14 protein-coding genes are annotated in these 16,436 nt (G+C 43.5%); 1 reads left to right on the top strand and 13 read right to left on the bottom strand.

Annotation, left to right across the window (positions count from 1 at the left end; genetic code table 11):
• Positions 1-166: 166 nt before the first annotated feature.
• From MHH25_RS14210 to MHH25_RS14165, 10 genes are all read right to left on the bottom strand, one after another.
• Positions 167-1,528 carry a HAMP domain-containing sensor histidine kinase gene (locus MHH25_RS14210; protein WP_036608198.1) on the bottom strand — a complete coding sequence of 454 codons (1,362 nt, stop codon included), beginning with the start codon at positions 1,526-1,528 and terminating at the stop codon, positions 167-169.
• Positions 1,525-2,199: a response regulator transcription factor gene (locus MHH25_RS14205; protein ID WP_036608200.1), complete on the bottom strand. Its 675-nt coding sequence runs from the start codon at positions 2,197-2,199 to the stop codon at positions 1,525-1,527. Before MHH25_RS14205 ends, MHH25_RS14210 begins: the two co-directional genes overlap by 4 nt.
• Before the next feature lie 162 nt (positions 2,200-2,361).
• Positions 2,362-4,449: a serine hydrolase domain-containing protein gene (locus tag MHH25_RS14200; protein ID WP_340020299.1), complete on the bottom strand. Its 2,088-nt coding sequence runs from the start codon at positions 4,447-4,449 to the stop codon at positions 2,362-2,364.
• A 32-nt stretch (positions 4,450-4,481) separates the two neighbouring features.
• Positions 4,482-5,939, bottom strand: coding sequence for an alpha/beta fold hydrolase (locus MHH25_RS14195; protein ID WP_339286774.1), 1,458 nt, complete (start codon positions 5,937-5,939; stop codon positions 4,482-4,484).
• A 39-nt stretch (positions 5,940-5,978) separates the two neighbouring features.
• Positions 5,979-6,899, bottom strand: a complete 921-nt coding sequence (locus MHH25_RS14190) for an alpha/beta hydrolase (protein WP_340020298.1) — start codon at positions 6,897-6,899, stop codon at positions 5,979-5,981.
• A 193-nt stretch (positions 6,900-7,092) separates the two neighbouring features.
• Positions 7,093-8,073: an alpha/beta hydrolase gene (locus tag MHH25_RS14185; RefSeq protein WP_340020297.1), complete on the bottom strand. Its 981-nt coding sequence runs from the start codon at positions 8,071-8,073 to the stop codon at positions 7,093-7,095.
• 224 nt (positions 8,074-8,297) lie between these two features.
• The gene (locus tag MHH25_RS14180; protein WP_340020296.1) at positions 8,298-9,668 is read right to left on the bottom strand and encodes a HAMP domain-containing sensor histidine kinase; all 1,371 of its coding nucleotides are present in this window, start codon (positions 9,666-9,668) and stop codon (positions 8,298-8,300) included.
• Positions 9,665-10,339: a response regulator transcription factor gene (locus MHH25_RS14175; protein ID WP_017688634.1), complete on the bottom strand. Its 675-nt coding sequence runs from the start codon at positions 10,337-10,339 to the stop codon at positions 9,665-9,667. Before MHH25_RS14175 ends, MHH25_RS14180 begins: the two co-directional genes overlap by 4 nt.
• Before the next feature lie 73 nt (positions 10,340-10,412).
• A complete protein-coding gene (locus MHH25_RS14170; protein WP_282321526.1) occupies positions 10,413-10,946 on the bottom strand; it encodes a GNAT family N-acetyltransferase in 534 nt (177 codons plus the stop codon).
• A 45-nt stretch (positions 10,947-10,991) separates the two neighbouring features.
• A complete protein-coding gene (locus MHH25_RS14165; protein WP_047842851.1) occupies positions 10,992-11,597 on the bottom strand; it encodes a TetR/AcrR family transcriptional regulator in 606 nt (201 codons plus the stop codon).
• Between the two features lie 282 nt (positions 11,598-11,879).
• Here MHH25_RS14165 and MHH25_RS14160 point away from each other — a divergent pair, with 282 nt between their 5' ends.
• Positions 11,880-13,319 carry a DHA2 family efflux MFS transporter permease subunit gene (locus MHH25_RS14160; RefSeq protein ID WP_340020506.1) on the top strand — a complete coding sequence of 480 codons (1,440 nt, stop codon included), beginning with the start codon at positions 11,880-11,882 and terminating at the stop codon, positions 13,317-13,319.
• A 98-nt stretch (positions 13,320-13,417) separates the two neighbouring features.
• Here the strand turns inward: MHH25_RS14160 and MHH25_RS14155 are convergent, their stop codons facing one another.
• The 3 genes from MHH25_RS14155 to MHH25_RS14145 all read right to left on the bottom strand — a co-directional run bounded on the left by MHH25_RS14155 (position 13,418) and on the right by MHH25_RS14145 (position 16,295).
• Positions 13,418-14,653 carry a cytochrome P450 gene (locus tag MHH25_RS14155; RefSeq protein ID WP_340020295.1) on the bottom strand — a complete coding sequence of 412 codons (1,236 nt, stop codon included), beginning with the start codon at positions 14,651-14,653 and terminating at the stop codon, positions 13,418-13,420.
• Positions 14,654-14,868: 215 nt separating this feature from the next.
• Positions 14,869-15,156, bottom strand: a complete 288-nt coding sequence (locus MHH25_RS14150; protein ID WP_340020294.1) for a hypothetical protein — start codon at positions 15,154-15,156, stop codon at positions 14,869-14,871.
• On the bottom strand, positions 15,153-16,295 hold the full coding sequence (locus MHH25_RS14145; protein WP_340020292.1) for an FAD-binding oxidoreductase: 1,143 nt from the start codon (positions 16,293-16,295) through the stop codon (positions 15,153-15,155). The genes MHH25_RS14150 and MHH25_RS14145 overlap by 4 nt, the downstream gene beginning before the upstream one ends.
• Between the last annotated feature and the right edge of the window lie 141 nt (positions 16,296-16,436).

Raw genomic sequence — 16,436 nt, 5'->3', positions numbered from 1 at the left:
GTGTTAAGCCACCTTAACGTGGGCGCTAAAGACAATATAACAAACCAAGATGTCCCCCTAATGACTGCAGCATGAACGGAGGATGAACAGGCAAAAAAAGTTTGCATCATCATACGCAAGGAGGTTTATACAGGGCGTCATAGCTTTGAGAAGGCATGAAATCCAATCACTCTGTGGGTGTTGTGATTGGCAAGATGACTATGAAGGTCGTTCCTCGTCCATATTCGCTCTCCACCCGGATGTCCCCTTGATGAAGCGAGACGATCTGCTTTACAATAGCTAGTCCCATACCGCTTCCTTCATATTTCTGACTGTGGGAACGATCAGCTTTAAAGAAGCGGTCAAATATACGCTTTTGGTCTTCCGGGAGAATACCAATACCCGAATCCGATATGCGGATCGTCACGTTCTTGATATTCTGTTTGATCGTGACGTTAATTCGGGCACCATCTTCGGAAAATTTGATGGCATTGCCGAAGATATTGATCCACACCTGATTTAACTGGTCATGATCAGCCGTGATTTTGGTGGGCTGCAAATCAAGATCAAACTGAATGTTACGGGCCGACCATTGGGGTTGAATAGCGACGATTACTTGTCTGATCTGTTCATCCAGACTGAGCGTGGCGAGCCGCATTTGCAATGATTGAGATTCAAGCAAACTCAGCTTTAGCAGACTATCACTTATTTTGGACATTCTTGCAGTTTCAGTGATGATAATATCGAGATAATCGCTTCTTTCGTCATCCGGGAGGTCTACCTGCTTGAGCGCTATAGCAAAACCGGAAATGGAAGTGAGCGGAGACTGAACTTCATGGGACACGTTTGCTACGAATTCCCTACGCATATGCTCAAGCTGCTTTAGATCGTGCATCATTTCTTCGAAACTACGAGCCAGAGTACCTATCTCACCCTTTTGTTTAATATTAAGCTTGACATTGAAATCTCCGGCAGCTATAAGCCGGGTCGCTTCTGTCAGCTTTTTGATCGGTCTCACCAGAAACATAGCCGCAATTAGTATCAATAGGCTTCCTGCTATTAACGAACAAATCATAAAAGTTAAAACAAACTTGATGAGAAATGAGGTGGAAGAGGAAGTGAGGGGCTCTACAAACATTGCTTTGCTTCCCATTTCAGTTTTTATCGGCAATCCCAAGAAGAACGTATCGATCCCATTGAATTGGACCCTTTCCCCATCCAGCACTTTCTTCACTTGTTCCGTCGTCACCGGGAAAGGATGTTGTTCTTTAAGTTCTCCGTAGGATTGGAATTGATCCGTTGCTTTATAGATTCGAATGTGATAGGAATTGAGTTGTTTCATTTCACTTATAAACATTTCTGCTTCATGTAACGGCAATGTCTCGTAGATGCGGACGATATCCTGGCCAAAGTCAAGCAAGGAGCCTTGTAAGTTTTCGTTTAATTTATCTTGAAATATCCAGGTTGTAGCAAGAAAAGAAAGGATTGTGCCCCCAATCACGGAGACCAGAAAGGTCAGGACTACACGTGTATAGAGGGAGCCGGTCACTCCTGCACCTCTAGCCGGTAGCCAAGTCCCCGCACCGTTTCGATACGAAAATCGGAGATAGCTGCGAAACGTTCGCGTAGACGTTTAATATGCACGTCTATCGTTCGATCATCGCCAGTATAATTAATTCCCCAAACTTGATCGATTAATTGCTCCCGCGTATAGACTTGTCCCGGTAATCCAGCAAGTTTATACAATAATTCGAACTCTTTAAGCGGCAAGGTGAACGACTCTGTACCCCTCAGGACCTTATAAGTCTGCCGGTTCAGAATAACGTTTCCTAATTGGATGGTCTGCGTTAATCCTATACGGTATCGTTTCAACAGTGCCTTGACGCGAGCCATCAACTCAAGCGGATCGAATGGCTTCGTCATATAGTCATCTGTCCCAAGCTGAAATGCTTGTACTTTCTCCCAGGTCTCGTTTCTTGCCGTCAACATTAGTAACGGAAGATCCGGATTGGCTCTTCGAAGTTCCTCGCATAATGCCCAACCGTCCATGACTGGCATCATAATATCAAGAATAACCAAATCGACTGGCGTGGAGGTATAGATAGCCAGGGCTTCCTTTCCGTCTACGGCGTTGATGGTTGTAAATCCGTCGTTGCGCAAAAATAAACAGACGAGTTTGCGAATGTTCGCATCGTCGTCAGCAACTAATATCGTAGGCACCGTTTCCACTCTCCTAAAAAAGAATAATTCTTCAGTTGAGCAAGAGCGAAGAATTCTAACTGAAGTGACAAACTAATTATAGTTAAATTGAACAAAAGCAGCCGATTACTTTGATCGGCTGCTTTCTTAGTTTCTTTCATAAAACTAACTACGGTACAACATCTATTTTAATGAAATTTCAAATGTGGAATCCACGTCACCTGCAAATACAATGCGGCCGTTTTCTGGTAAAACAACCTCGTTCTCACCGCTGACTACGGTGTGATTAATACAAATACCCTTCTGATCATATACGGCAAAGGCGCCATTTGCAGGCATTTTAACCGTCATGACTTTTCCTTTCACCGTTGATGGTAACGAAAACCATCTGGCATATCCGTCTGCTTGAATCGTTGCTAGAGATTGTTTACCCGAATAGAGCGGTTGTACCATTTCCTCACTGGCGTATATGCTACCAACGGCTGTAATGTACTCTACTCCGTTCTTTTTAGCAAAATAAATCTCCTTTGTATCACGTCCAGCCAGGCCAGGGATTTGCAGCTCCGTGACTGCTTCGTTTGCTCCAACAATCTTAGTATTGGATACATACCCAGGGGTCTCTTTGTCCAAATGAATAGGGAGAATTGGTGCCGAATTGAGATAAACCGTTGATGTATATTTCTCATTCAGCAGGTAATATTTTTTACCTTCACGCTGCTCCCATGAGGCCGTAATATCCTGGGATAATTCATTGGCTTCCAGCTTCTCCATTTTATATTCGGAGAAAGCCAATTGTCCAAGTCCTGGTAAGGATATATAAGATCGATACCACAGATAAGTCCTTCCATTCTTCTCCTTAACTAATTTCAACTTTTCCGTGCCTTCATCGTTAACAAAAGTACCATCTGCTGTATAGGTGTATTTTTGAACCGGATCACTTGGAGCTGCGGGTGTGGATACAGTCATTTGTCCAGCAGTATTCATTACGATCTTCTTAACTGAATTATTGCCGCCATATATACCTGCATTCGTGGCTATTTCTTTAGGTATATCTGCCTTCACTGGAACACCAAACGATTTTTCCGGCTTCCGTTCTGTAATAATGCCCTTTTCCTCAAGTGCGCTGAGTAATAATTCACTCGCAATGAACTGATCTTTGGCACTTGTCCCACCTGATGAGGTAACGGCTGCAGCCAGATTATATTCCGGCAGTACGACTAATGATGAGTGATACGATATGGTATCTCCACCTTTTGTTACTGCCTTGATACCATATTCACTGAATGGGTACAGATTTACACTATCCCACCCTAATCCGTAAGATATAGACGTATCGCCACCCTCTGGCCACATGCCTTTTTTGTATTCTTCTTGCGCCATGGCTTCTACAGACTTATCGGTAAGAATGCCTTGGACCTCTCCCGTGAAGATTTGTGAAAACTTCGCAAGATCTTCAGCGGTGGAATAAATGCCTCCAGTAGCGATAACATTATAATTCTCTTGTGGAAGCTGACCCTCATACATAGGAGAATAGATTCCCGCCATTGCTGCCGTGTCAACCACATCCTGTGGTGTTTTGGTATGTTTCATGTCCAAAGGTTCCGTAAAATATTGGTGTATAAAAGCTGTAAAACTCATGCCGCTAACACGTTCAACCATAATCTCGGATAACGTAAACCCATCGTTACTATACACCGAGAACTCGCCGGGATCTGCCTTCAGGTTTTGACTTGCCAATTGGTCCAGAAACGTATCATGTGAGTACGTATCATTATCCCCGTACAATGTGGCATTACTGCCCGTGCCTCCCAGCAGACCGGAAGAATGATTCAACAGCATGCGTGGTGTGATTTGTTTGTAGCGATGATCTTTCATCTGAAAATCAGGTATATAGTTCACAACAGGCAGATCCAAATCCACCTTGCCTTCGTCAACTAACTTCATAACAGAAGCTGTGAGGAACATTTTACTCGTTGATCCTATGCCATAGATCGTATCCGGCGTAAGAGGCACCTTGTTGTTTTTATCGTTTTTGCCCGTCTGACCGGACACCACAATCTCGCCACCATCGATAAGGGCATATTGCAGGCTTGTGATTCCATGTTTCTCAGTGAGTAACTTGGCTTTCTCCATCACCGTTTTCTTGGTTGGTTCATACGTATGATCACTGCTACTTGTAGTAGGCGCAGCCATTGCAGACATTGGAGCTAACATGGTTAATGCCAGCGTTAACACGGCGATTGAAGTGCGTTTTCCCTTTTGTCGTCCCATTCACATCATCTCCTGAATTTTAAGTGTTTTGGTTATTTGATTTCTTCTGGGTCTACAAATTTCACCTCCGGATACAAGTCGTTTGGTCCCTGAATGAGATCTCCACCCGTTCCTTTCAGTTGCTTGTTAAAGAAATCGAGTACATATTGATTTACGATGTTTGATCCTCTTTTACCATTGATATCTCCTGTGATACCGGACAGTTTAACCAGCTCTGAATAGAACTGAAGGTCCGTGAAATTGAAGTGCTGGGTTCCTTCTACATAGATCACTTTTCCCCCATGATTCATAACATTTTTCATAATGTGCAGCTCATCTGAAAGAGATTTAGTTACTTCATCATCCGAATTTCTATCTATTTCAAAGTTGGCGAACCAGTCTTCAAAACTTCCCGATCGGATGAACATAAACGGCTTGTTTATATCATCTCTATTTTCCACTTCATATAGTGACCCATCCATATTAACCCCGGCCTTGATTCTCTGATCTAAATACGTTGCATTAAACGCGGTTGCACCCCCAAAAGAATGCCCCATCGCGCCGATGTGATCTAGATCGATTTTCCCTTTAAACTGACTTTCGATTGCACCTGAATTCAGCTTTTCGATTTGATCGATTACAAACTCCACATCTTTCGTCCATATACTCCCTGTTTTTGTACGTTCATCTAGTGTAGTCGTGCTTTTTTTATAATCCGTTACACGGCCATCTGGAAAAAGAGTAGCAAAGGTGCTATACGTATGATCGATGGTGACCACGATATACCCATGACTGGCCAGATTCTCGGCCTGTGATACATGTAGAACTCTACTGGTTCCCATACCATGAGATAGTAGTACCACGGGATAAGGACTTGTAGAAGGTAATATTTCTACATTTTCATAAGAGTTGGTTTGACTATACTTCAAGTAGTCGAGCAAAAATTCGGGCAGTTTTAAAGAATTAGAGAAGCTCTGAATATACTTTTTGAACATTTCTTTATCTTTTGGAAACAGCGTGTCACGCTTGTTATTATTGCTGTTTTCAGTTGGGTACCAAACTTGAACCATTAGTTCTCTCTTATCGCTTTGATCTTCAGTGAAGATTTCGTCTCTGTTCTGGTCTGTTAAATGAAATGTTTGAGTACCCACCTTCTCTGGACCATCAAGCTTCGGCAGATTAAAAACAGGTAAGTATACAGACAAGACGGTAGAACCAACAAGCAGAATAACGATTAAGGAAGATAAACTATATTTCAAGAACTTCCCTATTTTAAGATTCGCCATCTTATCGGAATGTCTGAATAAAACGATGATTATGAATAGAGCCGTCATGATATATACCAAAAGCAACTGCCATCTGTATCCCTCAACAAACAATTGAACTAATAATATAACGCTACTTCCTATACCCAAACCCAAACCTATTTTCTTTGCACTTCTTTTAATAAATAGTAGGTCTATGAGTAACGCGAAACAGGATAGAACTAACAGTATCTCAAATAATCTCAATTGAATTCCTCTCTCTCATCACGGACTTTTACAGAATTATTATTTCGCTTCGTTCATGAATGCTCTAACATCTTCAGCTATTTCTTTGAATAACGTATGGTGCAAGTAATGTTCGCCATCCATGGTGATTACTTTCCCATGTACTGAATCTTTGATCTGCCCTTCATGCAGCGGTATCCATCCTTCTACACCTTCATTATTCGCTTGTACAAAGAGAAGAAGTGGCAGGTCTTTAGGGAAGGTTAAACCTTGGGCTCCTTTAAAATTGGAAGCAATATGGTCCATCTCATTCAAAGTCGTGGAACTGTTCGAGTTTTTATTCGACAGCATGTTCATCTGCTCTACGGTATGTTCATCAAATGCGAGTCCAGCATAGGGGTCACTACTAAATTTGACCACCAATCTTTGGAGACCTGATTTTTTAAGAAATGCGAACGTTTTAGTAGGTAATTTGGCATCCATACCCGGTTGTGTTGAAACACTGCTATCAATTCCGACAAATGCCGTGACCTCATCCGGATATTTGTTCACATAATCAATGCCATAAATGCCTGCAATGGAGTGACCCATGAGCATGTACTGATGAATATCGAGTTGCTGCAGAGCTTCATGAACTTCACTTACGATATTCTCTGTGGTTCGTTCTTTTTCAGTAGCATCACTTAATCCATAACCGAATGGCTCAACCGCCACAACTTTGTAATATGGTGATAGTTCGTCAATGAGCATCTTAAAATCAAGCGCTGGTGCTGCTGTTCCAAAACCAGGCAGAAGTACAATCGTTTCCTTGCCTTCACCTTGAATGAGTACATTCATATTTTTCCCGTCTACAGATACATGCTGACCATAGGAATCGATTTTCTTGGCCTCTGAATTACTACTGATCACATTGGTGATATAAACAATACCTAGAAATAGAATAATGGCGATTACGATTGCTCCTACTATTTTCAGTATCATGTTTCTCACTTTTTTGGCCTTTGATCTATTCTTTGTTTTCTTTTCCGCAGGCTGCGTCGTCAGTGTTATCTTCTCCTGTCTTGAACTGATAGTTCGATTTTCTTTTTTGCTACTAATGAAATCTTATCCAATGAAAATGTACTCCCCGTGACGTCAATATGAACTGAATATGAACAAGCCAATTCATTTATATTTACTGCTGCGTCATAAATCCCCTGAATTTTTCAGCAATTTCTTTGGCATGGGAACGATACAAATAATGATTTGCTTCCAGCAACACCACTTCACCACGCACAGAGTTCTCTATTAACTTCTCGTGTTCCGGAACCCAATTGTCTGCTGCCGGATGATTCTTTTGAACAAAGAAAAGAACCGGAAGATTAACAGGGAAAGTTAGTTGTTCAGATGCTTTAAAGTTGGAATACATACTTTCTGCCTCATTTAATTGCGTGGTATTATACATATTTTTGCGTATCAGAATGTTCAATTGTTCTTTCGTTTGCTCATCATAAGGCAGTCCATCATAAGGGTCAGCACTCAGTTTCAGTTGCACTCGGGCGAAACCCAAGTTGCGGAACCATTTAATCGGTTGTGTATCTGATGAATCAATCTTCTGTTCACTTATCGCTGGAACACTGCTATCCAGCCCAACATATGCACTTATTTCATCTGCATACTTGTTCACGTAATCCAGGCTATAGATCCCCGAAATGGAATGACCCATGAGGATATAACGATCAATATGTAGACGCTGTAACGCTTCATGAATTTCACTGACGATATTTGCTGTGCTGCGTTCCTTTTTGGTCTGATCGCTCAATCCGTAACCAAAGGGCTCAACAACGACAACTTTATAATATGGAGATAACTCGGAGATAAGAGGTTTAAAATCAAGCGCTGGTGCCGCTGTTCCAAAACCAGGCAGAAGCACAATCGTTTCCTCGCCTTCGCCTTGAATGAACACATTCATATTTTTTCCGTCTACGGATACATGTTGACCATACGGCTCCATTCTTTTTTGCTCCGAATAACTGCTGATTTTATTGACGGTATATACGATAGCTACAAAAAGTAAGATTGCTATAATGATTGCGCATAGTACTTTAAACAAAATACCTAACACTTTCTTGGTTTTGCTTTTACTCTGGACTCCTCTGTCTGCTTGTAGTTTCACATTCATCTGCTCCTATCCTCATCTGTATATTGGCCTGGCAGGCTGCTTAAGAAATCCTAATCAAGAAAGATGTACTCCCCATGACCGGAATATGAACGGAGTATGAACAAGCAAAAAAAAATGTCCTATGTAACATACAAGGAAGCTTGCATGTTACATAGGACATGAACATTTGGTTTAGATAATCCGATGGATATTCTATTCATTGACCCTATCCTGTGAGCCTAACTATCCGTTGGTGGATGGATGGGCAACGTGACAATAAAGGTCGTGCCTTGACCAGGTTCGCTTTCCACTCGGATGTCACCCTGATGAAGGGACACGATCTGTTTAACGATAGCAAGTCCCATACCACTCCCGTCATATTTGCGGCTGTGGGAACGATCTGCCTTGAAAAAACGGTCGAATATACGCTTCTGATCTTCCAGGGGAATTCCAATGCCCGTGTCGGATATTCGAACAGTCACATTTTTGAAGTCCTCTTCGATACTGACTTTAATCATACCGCCATCCTCGGAAAACTTGATGCTATTTCCGATGATGTTTGTCCATACCTGATTTAACTGATCGTGATCAGCCGTTACCTTCACGTTCTCCAAATCAAGCTCGAAATGAATGTTGCGCCCAGACCATTGCGGCTGAAGCGCCACGATGACCCGCCTGATCTGTTCATCAAGGCTTAAGGTGGTGAGCCGTAGTTGCTGTGACTGCGATTCAAGCAAACTCAGCTTCAGCAGGCTATCGCTCATTTTGGACATTCTTTTTGCTTCTGAGATGATAATATCCAGGTAACGGTTTCGTTCTTGTTCTGAGAGATTTACTTGCTTCAGTGCCGAAGCGTAACCGGATATCGAGGTGAGCGGAGACTGAACCTCATGCGAAACATTGGTAACGAATTCCCTGCGCATCTGCTCCAACTGCTGAAGATCATGCATCATTTCTTCAAAGCTGCGGGCCAATGTACCAATCTCCGTCGTTTGTTTAATGTTCAGCTTGACGTTGAAGTCTCCAGCTGCAATCCGTTTGGTCGCTTTGGTCAATTTTTTGATCGGTCTAACCAGATATACAGAAGCAACCACAATCAACAAACTTCCTACAATCAAGGAACAGCTTGCAAAAATCAACCCAAACTGGACCACAAAAGAGGCTGAGGGGGGTGAGAGTGTTTCTAGAAACATCGCTCTTGTACCCGTTTCCGTCTTGATCGGTAGCCCCAAAAGAACGGTAGCGATACCTTTAGGTGTGTCCTGCACAACCCCTCCGTTTAACACCTTCTTGAGTTGATCCGTCGATACGGGGGATGATTTATGTTCGTTGAGCTTCCCATAAGACTTGAAATTGCCCGTTGCATCATAAATTCGAATATGATACGAATCAAGTTGTTTCATTCTACTAACGAATGATTCTGCTTCATCAGCAGGCAGCGTCTTATAAATCTGCACAACGTCCTGGCCAAAATTGCGTATGTTAATTTGAGCATTTTCATTCAATTGATCTTCGAACATCCAGGTTGACATAAAAAATGAAATAATCGTGCCTGTGATGACTGACACCAGAAAGGTCAGAACAACACGAATATATAAGGATCTGATCATTCATAGACCTCAAGTCTGTACCCTAGCCCACGCACCGTTTCAATCCGAAAATCAGGTGTTGTCGCGAATCGTTCGCGCAGGCGTTTAATATGTACGTCTATTGTTCGATCATCTCCCGCGTAATCAATACCCCATATCTGATCGATTAATTGCTCCCGTGTATAGACTTGTCCTGGTGTTCCAGCAAGCTTATACAGCAATTCGAACTCCTTAAGTGGTAACGTAAGCGACTCCGTGCCTCTCATCACCTTATACGTCTGACGGTCCAGAATGACGTTGCCAAACTGGATTGTGTGTGTGGAGCCGATTTTGTATCGTTTCAGTAATGCTCGGACACGAGCGGTCAGCTCTAATGGATCAAACGGTTTGGTCAAATAATCATCCGTACCCAGTTCGAATCCTTTCACCTTCTCCCAAGTCTCTCCTCTCGCCGTCAGCATGAGTAACGGGAGGTCGGGATTGGCTCTTCGGAGTTCTTTGCACAGTGCCCAACCATCCATGACAGGCATCATAATATCAAGGACGACCAGATCCACTGGAGTTTCGCCATATATAGTGAGAGCTTCCTTACCGTCCGCAGCTTCCACTGTTGTGAATCCATCGTTTTTGAGAAATAGACAGACGAGTTCACGAATGTTCGCATCGTCGTCTGCAACGAGTATAGTAGCCATATGTTTTTTCTGTCCTCTCCGTTACGTTTAAATATATAGTCCAACTTGTATAGTAAATATTAAAACATCTTGCTTATAGTATATCCACAGCAAACATCGTATGTTCTTTCAACGTTCCCTGGATTGGCACAGGCTGTGACCCATTCTCCTTGAATCCTGCTTTTTGAAGGACACGAATGGAACCTGTATTATCGGGTACAGCGCCAGCTTCGATTCGAGTAATTTCAGTTTCGTGTTTGGCAAATTCCAGTACACATTGCAGGGCTTCGCTCATATATCCTTTTCCTTGATGCAGAGTATCCGTCACATAACCAACGATCCATTTTGGGGTAGAATCCAGTATGATCTCGAACAAAGAAATTTCACCGACGAGTTCATCCGTTGTATGTAGAAAAATACCAAAAGAATAGCGATTTCCTTCTTCTCTCTTCTTGTTCCAGCTCTCAATGAGTGACCTTTGCCCTTCCAAGCTGTAGAAAGACTCGTCCCGATCACTTGCTGATATGTTCTCTATTTCCCCACGGTTGCGAACCTGTAGATCCAGAAGCAATGCGGCATCATCCACATTCCAAAATCTCACATAGATACGTTCTGCACTATATTTCATCACATTATTCCTCCTCTATTAACGTTAGGTGCAATTGTAGCATGATTATATCAGGTCATTATAAGAGTACGAGCGGATCAACGAGAATTGTTTCGCCAGAAAATGCGGGGAATATGGCATATCATTACGCAACCAGGCAACGATGGTTCCAATCAGAGCCGAAGAACCGTACCATATTGCGATTTCTTTGTGAATGCCGGATTCTTCGAGTTCATCTTCCATCTCTACCCGATCAATTTTGGCTTTGACCAGCGTACTCAACAATTTAAGCAGTCGTTCGGTAAAAATCGGTGTGCGCTTTGTAGCAAGAACCACTTGATAGAACGAGGCGTTCTCTGCAAAATGCTCCAGTAACTTGACTAGAACAGGCCAAGCCTCTTCCGTTCTTTGTTTCTCAAAATGAGGGGCATATTCATCCACGATCCGTTCAATATTCTCAATCATCTCATCCGCCATCTTCTCCATCATATCCGTAATATCACGATAGTGCAGGTAGAAGGTTACCCGATTGATCGTCGCTCGTTCGGCAATTTTGTTGACTGACAACTTCTCAATATCCATTTCCTGCAGCAATTCAACAAATGCACCTCGAATTAACTGACGTGTTCGCAATATTCTTGGGTCCACGGCTGATTTCTTCTCGTCTTTCACGTGTATCCCTCCCATCAAATTTTAAACATTACAATTTTAAACAAACAGTCGTTTATTTTTGATTTACACAACAAATTCATTTTATTTGTAAAATAAACGACGAAAACACGTCATAACGTAAATTGTAATCTGTCCGAATATGTATATAATTCAATAAATACAATGTAAACTATACAACACGTTGTAAATTTAGTCACGTGTGGATTGAAAGGATGAAAAGGATTGAGTCAGGCTAGAGTACAAGAAGAATTATCCGTAAAGAAAGGCCCCATCCTGTTTATCATGATTTTGGGAGCCTTCCTTGCAACGTTGAATCAAACGATCATGAGTGTCGCTACACCGGAACTGATGGGTGATTTTAACATCTCCGCCGCAACAGCACAATGGTTAACGACAGGTTACATGCTGGTGAACGGGGTGCTTATCCCGATCACGGCCTACTTCATGCAACGCTTTTCAACCAAGCAATTATTCCAAGCTTCCATGTTTATTTTCCTGATTGGTACTATCGTATCTGCTCTTGCAGATAACTTTGGCACACTGCTGACAGGACGTATGATTCAGGCAGCGGGTGCTGGCATTATCATGCCGCTCTTAATGCACGTTATTTTGACCTTGTTTGCTCCTGAAAAACGAGGATCTGCAATGGGTATGGTTGGTTTTGCCATCATTTTTGCCCCTGCAATCGGGCCTACCCTTGCCGGTTATATCCTCGAGAACTACTCTTGGCAAACGATGTTCTACGGCATGATTCCATTAACTCTTATTGTCATTGCTTTTGCGTTTGTATACCTGAAGAATGTATCCGAACGGGTCAACACAAAGTTCGACACAATCAGTGTGGTGCTCTCCACGATCGGATTTGGCGCATTGCTCTATGGTTTCAGCAGAGCAGGAAGTCTGGGATGGTCAAGTGCAGAAGTTCTTATCTGCATTGGGGCTGGAATTGTTTCTCTTGCCCTGTTTACATGGAGACAGCTCGTTTCTGAAACTCCGCTGCTTGATCTGCGGGCATTCAAATACAACATGTTCTCCTTGACCACGGTCATTAGTATCGCGATTACAATGATCATGTATGCTGACATGATGTTGCTTCCCTTGTATCTCCAGAACGCACGTGGTTACACTGCACTGGAGTCCGGATTATTACTCCTTCCGGGTGCTCTTGTCATGGGCTTCCTGATGCCAGTAGCCGGAAAATTGTTTGACCGATTTGGAGCGAAATGGCTCGCTGTTATCGGGATGGTGATCACCATCGTGACAACAATTGGTTTCATCGACTTAACGGATTCAACCAGTTATGGTTACCTGGTATTAATGTCTACCGGCCGCCGAATTGGTATGGCTCTGCTCATGATGCCGATTCAGACTGCGGGACTTAACCAACTGCCACCAAGACTTGGTGCACACGGTACAGCTATCTCCAACACCGTCAGACAAGTGGCTGGTGCTGTAGGTACTTCATTACTCGTAAGTGTCATGACCTCCCGTACAACAGCGCACGTACAGGATATGATGGGGACTGGTGCAGCCAATGGTCTCAGTCAAAAACAGCTTGCTACAGAATCCATGATCCAGGGTATCAATGATGCTTATGTTGTTATCATCGGTATCGCTGTTGTGGGATTGGTCCTTTCCTTCTTTATCAAACGCACCAAACAAGCCAAAGAGGAAGAAATCAAACAGGTGGTAAGACAAAAAGTTTCTATGAATTCAAATTAAGGTGTCCAACCTCATACTTGCTTGCATAACAAAGCGGCAGATCAAGACGTTTACGTCTGATCTGCCGCTTTTTAGGTTGTGTCCCGTATGATTCCTTCTCACTCCGCAACGATCTTCACTGGCAGATGGGTCAATGACTGTCCCGGAGCTGAAGTGGCCAGATTATTCTCCAGATCAAAGGACTCCACCGGTTCAATCCGAGCAATCTTCTCCACAAATGCTGTCAAGGCAATGCTTAGTTCCATTCTTGCCAGCGGGGCCCCTAGACAAAAGTGTGGGCCATTACCAAAGGTAAGATGTCTTTTGTTATTACGACGATGAATATTCAGCTCAAAGGGGGCTTCAAACATCTGCTCATCCATATTGGCTGCACTCATCCAGGAGATGACAACATCTCCTTTTTTCAAATCCACTCCGAGCAGTTGATTATCCTGCTTTACTGTCCGATGCCGCTTGGCATTATGGAACCTATAACGAAGCATTTCTTCCACTGCGAGCGGAACCCATTCGGGGTTCTGCCTGAGTTGGCCATACAAGCTCGGGTCATCGTAGAGGAAGGAATAGAACGTATTTGAAACCATATGACTCGTTGTCTCTATACCGGCTCCAAGCAGAAGCATGGTCGTGCGAACAACCTCATCCTCCGTGAACTTCTCCCCCTCAACATCCACGTTCAACAGATCGGTAATGATATCCTCACCAGGATGAGTCCGTTTATGAACCACAATAGGATACAGGAATTGATAATACTCTTGAGCGGCAGTTTGCTTTTTCAGTTCACTCTCCTCAGCCGTCTTGGGATTGATGGGTTGAAACAGAATATCTACCCAGTTCTTGAAGCGATGGCTGTCTGTAAGAGGGATGCCAAGCAGATCGGCCATAACCATCGAAGGTAGCGGAGCGGCCAATGCTTGAACAATATCAATCGTCGTATTTGGCTCAATATCGGCTACCAGCTGCTCTGCAATGTTGCGAATTCGTGGCTCCCAGTTTTTCAGACTACGCGGTGTAAAAGCAGCGGATAACAACGAACGACTTTTTTGATGACGGGGAGGATCGATACTTGATATGTTTAATTTGTCTGGAGGTGTGCCTTCATTGTTCTTTGCTCCAACGGCAATGGTCGTCCGGGTTCCTTCGGCCGAAAAATACTCATGATTACTGAGAACCTGCTTCACATCATCGTATCTGAACACATTCCATGTGTCTGTATCTTCGTGATAGTACACTGGTTGCTCAGACAGCATTTTTCGAAACCAGTGAAGTGGGAAAAACTCTTCAGATCTCGACTGAAACCCCGTAATGTCCTCAACACGTATCACTTCTTTATACATTTGGAATCCACCTCTCAGCATAGTTTCGTGATTGGTTACATGGGTATCTGAATTGACAGTTCAGCACCTGATTCCATTTTATACCATATGTTCACTTATTGATATAAACCATTTGAACAAAATCAGAAAAACCCCTTAATATAAGGGGTTTTCGTTTTATACGTATCGTATATTATTTCTGTCGATGTCTCAGAGAGATAAGCCATACGAGCCGATCAATCGCCTAGTCTCGCTAATGCTTCCTGTAGTTGCTCCAGTTGTTCAGACAGGGTTTCAATCAAGTTCTTCGTTTGGCTTGCCTTCTCCATTAAGACTTGCTCTTCAGAATTGTCTTCGGATGCATTCCTGATTGGTGATGACTTCAATTCCGACAATTCGTTTTTGTATGTTTCTTTTTTCTCCAAAGCTATGCGCAGTTTTTCTTTTGTCGTACCGATCTGATGCTCCAGATATACGATATCGGACGAGTTCGCTCCATCGGATACACGTTGTGAATATGTCATGACTCACCTCTTTCAATTTCATCCATTGCTTTGCCAACAGTGTAGGGCTCAATATCGATATCCAGCTCCATGCCGAGAGCTAGTTTCGCCAGTTGACTCCCGATAAAAGGACCCATGGTCAATCCAGAGGCTCCAAGTCCATTCGCGGTAATCAGACCTTGCCAGCCTGGGACAGCCCCCATTACTGGCAGAAAGCCAGGTGTGAACGGACGGAACCCAACTCTTACCTCCTGGAATGTGCTATTGGCTAGCCCCGGCGCCAGTTCCAGACCTTTATTCAAAACTTCCTGCATGCCCCCTGCAGTTACTCTTGTATCATAACCCTCCACATCACTTTCATGAGTGGCACCAATCACAATCTTCTGTTGATCAAAGGCCAGCAGATATTGATCAGAAGGTGGCATGATCACAGGCCAGCGGCCTGTATCCTCCCCATCCGTGACATGTAGATGCATAATTTGTGCCTTTTGATAATGCACTTTAAAGTGTATGCCGAGTGGCTTCAGCAGTTCGTTGGCCCATGCACCTGCACAGACAACGACTTCATCTGCCAGGAAACTCTGATCATTAACACTCACACCAATGACCCGATCTGCTTCGAATTGAAGCGTGGCGTCTCCATGGATCACTTCCGCTCCATTTCGCTGTGCAGACCGGATCAATGCATCGCGCAGCGCTCTTCCATCTATACGTGCAGCACCACTGATATGTACCGATTGATAACGTTCATCCAGCAATGGAAAACGTTCACGGGTTTCTTTGTCATCTAGAGGTGTAATGTCGCCAATCTCCGGCGCATCTGTTTTGCGAAGACGGGCCCGCTCTTCCATCTTGTTGATTTTGTCCACGTCCGTATGAATACTAAGCGCGCCCACTTGAGCATAACCGGTTTCCGTTTCTCCTTCGGCTTTAAGCTCCGCTATGATGCCAGGATAGAACCGCGCACCAGCCTTGGCGAGCTGATACCAATCCTGATTACGTCGCTGTGACAGCCATGGACAGATGATACCGGCAGCTGCATCCGTTGCCTGTCCTATATCTTTTCGATCTACGATGATGACCTCTGCGCCATGTTTGGCTAATTGATAGGCTGTTGATGCCCCCAGAATACCCGATCCGACTACGATGACTTTCTTCATGTTTGCATCCCTTTCCTTAATCACTCATTCGTTATAGCGTATACCGTTTCGCATTCTGTTGGCAAGGCGGGCGTACTTTTAGATCCATAAATCAAAGGCTGATCAGACCACAGTTCATACTCATTCATCCAATTAATAATT

The organism is Paenibacillus sp. FSL H3-0457 (genome assembly GCF_037981725.1).
Taxonomy (GTDB): Bacteria; Bacillota; Bacilli; order Paenibacillales; family Paenibacillaceae; genus Paenibacillus; species Paenibacillus amylolyticus.
This window is presented reverse-complemented; position numbering and strand designations above follow the sequence as displayed.

What these genes read in the sequence shown, in the direction of transcription:
- MHH25_RS14145 (WP_340020292.1), bottom strand. Translation starts at nt 16,295, where the DNA reads ATGAAGAAAGTCATCGTAGTCGGATCGGGTATTCTGGGGGCATCAACA.
- MHH25_RS14170 (WP_282321526.1), bottom strand. Translation starts at nt 10,946, where the DNA reads ATGAAATATAGTGCAGAACGTATCTATGTGAGATTTTGGAATGTGGAT.
- MHH25_RS14160 (WP_340020506.1), top strand. Translation starts at nt 11,880, where the DNA reads ATGATTTTGGGAGCCTTCCTTGCAACGTTGAATCAAACGATCATGAGT.
- MHH25_RS14200 (WP_340020299.1), bottom strand. Translation starts at nt 4,449, where the DNA reads ATGGGACGACAAAAGGGAAAACGCACTTCAATCGCCGTGTTAACGCTG.
- MHH25_RS14175 (WP_017688634.1), bottom strand. Translation starts at nt 10,339, where the DNA reads ATGGCTACTATACTCGTTGCAGACGACGATGCGAACATTCGTGAACTC.
- MHH25_RS14190 (WP_340020298.1), bottom strand. Translation starts at nt 6,899, where the DNA reads ATGATACTGAAAATAGTAGGAGCAATCGTAATCGCCATTATTCTATTT.
- MHH25_RS14155 (WP_340020295.1), bottom strand. Translation starts at nt 14,653, where the DNA reads ATGTATAAAGAAGTGATACGTGTTGAGGACATTACGGGGTTTCAGTCG.
- MHH25_RS14180 (WP_340020296.1), bottom strand. Translation starts at nt 9,668, where the DNA reads ATGATCAGATCCTTATATATTCGTGTTGTTCTGACCTTTCTGGTGTCA.
- MHH25_RS14150 (WP_340020294.1), bottom strand. Translation starts at nt 15,156, where the DNA reads ATGACATATTCACAACGTGTATCCGATGGAGCGAACTCGTCCGATATC.